The sequence below is a fragment of the Bacteroides sp. genome, from assembly GCF_030151085.1.
GTDB lineage: Bacteria > Bacteroidota > Bacteroidia > Bacteroidales > Bacteroidaceae > Bacteroides.
Genome location: NZ_JASLER010000102.1, coordinates 1 through 3,262 on the forward strand (window position 1 = coordinate 1; position 3,262 = coordinate 3,262).

Here is a 3,262-nt window from a genome sequence, read left to right on the forward strand (position 1 = left end):
TCCTGCCAACAGAACCAAACCTATAACTAAAACTTTCTTTCCGTTTCTCATCATCATCCTTTTAAAGGTTTATATTTATTTGTTTTATTTCTCATTAATATCGGTATTTCCCATTTGTCTTTACAAAAAGAGAGGAAAACAGGCTTTTGTCTTACTATGCATTTTATTCGGAAAGACAAAACAGGCCATCAGCGCCTCCCGTCTTTGAATATAAATGCGGCATATTGCATAATATACGTCCGTTATACATATTCTATGTACAGGAACTCTATATTCTGCAGATTGCATCTATAGTTCTGACGTATCAGATATATAGTTCCAACGCGTCAGATATATAGTTTCTGCACATTAGATATATAGTTTCTGTACCAAAGAAGCATATATTCTGCAAAAGCCTTATAGTCAAAGAGCCCGAACAAGCAATTTCCCGTTTTTTAGAGTTGTACGTATTTATATATCCAACTCATAATCTGACAAATATAGATTTTCATTCGCGAATTTGCAAACCTCCTCTCCCCGGGCTGCAAAGCAGAGACTCCCGGGGCTTTAGAAATTCAAAATGTCAATCTGATAAATCTGTTTATTTATCAAAATACTCAATAAGGTTGTAAACATTGTAATTTACTTCCTTCATGAACTTACTCAGATAGGGATACATCTCGTAATAGTTGTCATAAACCCCTTTATTAGCGGGCTTACTGCTATTGTCCGTACCATCATCATCCTGATACTTGAACCAATGCCAGCCGACGCAATTCTTGGCTTCCAGCAAACCCAAAGTGAAATGCTGGTATGCGTACGCCCTGTCATTCTGAGTGGGAACAGAGAATCCGGCACCCGACTGGTTGTTCAGGTCAGAATCTTCCACACCCTTTGTATAAAACTCAGTAACCATAAAGGGAGCATCCGCCCAATCTTCACCCCACTGCTTCACATAGGTAGTCAGCTCCGGACTCCAACGGCTATAGTAATTGATAGAGATGATATCGCAATACTTGCCCGCAGCAGCCACTACACGTTGCAGATATTTCGGTGTTCCATGCAGACGGGTTCCCAGGTACATCATTCCCGGATCGATCTCTTTAATGGCTTCCTTGACTCCCTTGTAATAGAGTTCGGCCAGTCTGCCGGCAAATTCGCTATTCAGATTATCGGTCACACTTGTTGCATTCTTCTCTTCCATAAACTTCTTAGCTTCCAGGTAGGCGACATCTGTCCGGTCGGTCAGTTGCAAGAAGCGATCCAGTATTCTTGAATTCTGCGAAGAGAAGTTTATCTCATTATCCGAAAAGAAGCCCAATACATTCGCATCATTCAAATAAGATGCCATGGCCGAACGGATATAAGTCTTACAGAACTCCGCCCAATCACTGTACAACACAAGTCCCAGTTCATTATCGGAGGTATTTCCCGGATAAGCATGCCCGTTCTGCGACCTGAACTGACTGAGAAAACCGAATGAAGGTGTCAAGGTCATAGGTGCATTGGGATTGCTCTGGTTATGCGTCTGAATCTTACTGTACGTGTTGGTACAGAAAGCACCGGTACCGTGGAAACCAATGGAAGCCAGTTCCGATTGTGTCTTCGACAACCACATATTATCATTACCAAAGCGCTTATTCCAAGCTTCTTTATTACGCGAAGAAGAACCATATCTGAGGGAAGTCACACTTCTTTCATAGTGAGGGTATCCTTCGGGATCGATAATCCACCAACGACCGTTGACTTTCTTCACATAAAAGCGTCCTGTGGCTTGTTGCTTGGCACCTGTGGTAAGGCTACCATATTTATTGGTAATAGCCTTATAGTCACTCTCTGTTTTTATGCTTGGTTTATACTCGCCCATATAAGCCACGATGCGGGTATTCGCTTCAGTCCAGCTGGCAACCGGTGGAAACTGGCTCGAATACTTCACTTTGATCGGGCGGTACGGTTTACCCAGAAGTGAAGGACTGTAAGCCTGCATCTCTCCGGGAGTCGGCAACCCCTCTATAATCTCATCATCGTCACCCTCGTCCAGAACAACGTCCGGCGGCATGAAGTTAGGATCTTTCACTTCATAGTCTACACATGAAGTCAACATAAACAGACACGCAAAGGATGCCGTTATATAAAATGATTTTATTTTCATGATATTTGCCTTTAAAGATTTTATTTGGAAACACTTCTCACACAACGAACATAACGCGCACTTCCGGTCTTGGCGTTATTGGTACTGACATATTTACCAAAACGTATATAGCAAGCTTTCTTACCGTCGGTAGTCTCCGTACTTGCCCAATAGCTATCACCATTCTCCGTATCTCCCATGGTATTCAGGATCACACCACCATGATCGGTGAATATTTTATCGAACGCAGCACGTGCTGCCTGTTCTTCCGCCGGGAGCTGACCGGGAAGCAGGCTCGAACTATGATTTCCGTTGTAGGCATCATATAAAGCTACCAGTTCGTCTTTTGCCGGCCAATACCAGCCTTCACCCCTCTCCTTGCAATATTGTATTGCCGGAATGTCTGCTGCATGTTCGCTCTGTGCTATGGTCTGCGTATTGGCATATCCATCTTCACCATCCGTTACACCAAAACCATCGGCAAATCCGTTTGTCCACTTCAGGCTCTCCCGCTTAAGGGACACAATCTTAGCTTTGGAAGGATCTGCCGGATCCACCCAGAACACAATACCGCCTTCAGCAAGTTCCGTATCTCCATCTTTCGTCACATACTCACCTATTGTGAAAGGTTCCACAGTTATAGCTTTCTGCTGGCTTACGGTAATGGTAGCCGTAGCCTGGCCTTCACCGGAACCGGCTACGACGGTCACAGTCGCCGTACGCGAACCATCCGTGGTATTCTCCGACAAAGCGGTGAATGTAATCTTGTTTTCTGCCTTGCTTACGGAAAGCCATGTGGAACCATCACCTTCAATGGTTACCGTATACGAACTCTTATTCGTAGTTACGGTAGACTCTGCCGTGGCACCGGCTTCACTGGTCAGTCCAACCTGGGTAGGGGTAACGGTCAGTGTGGCAGGTTCTTCGGGGAACTTATAGTTACCTATCACTTTCATGGCACGTACAAAGCGGCTTGTACCAGTCTTGGCACCAAAGTCAAGTCCATACTTACCGAAACGGACGTATCTTGCTTTCTGCCCATCTTCACTTTCCGTACTTGCCCAGTAGCTTTCACCATTGCCCGTATCAGCCGCTGCATTTATAACCGCTCCACCCAAATCGGTCAGGTACTGGTCGAACATGGCACGGGCT

2 protein-coding genes are annotated in these 3,262 nt (G+C 44.9%); both read right to left on the reverse strand.

The features are described 5' to 3' along the window. Window positions 1-580 precede the first annotated feature (580 nt). Window positions 581-2,131: a hypothetical protein gene (locus Q1W14_RS21570; protein ID WP_300704914.1), complete on the reverse strand. Its 1,551-nt coding sequence runs from the start codon at window positions 2,129-2,131 to the stop codon at window positions 581-583. Window positions 2,132-2,151: 20 nt separating this feature from the next. After that, on the reverse strand, window positions 2,152-3,262 hold a 1,111-nt coding region (locus tag Q1W14_RS21575; RefSeq protein WP_300704915.1), incomplete at its 5' end, for a BACON domain-containing protein.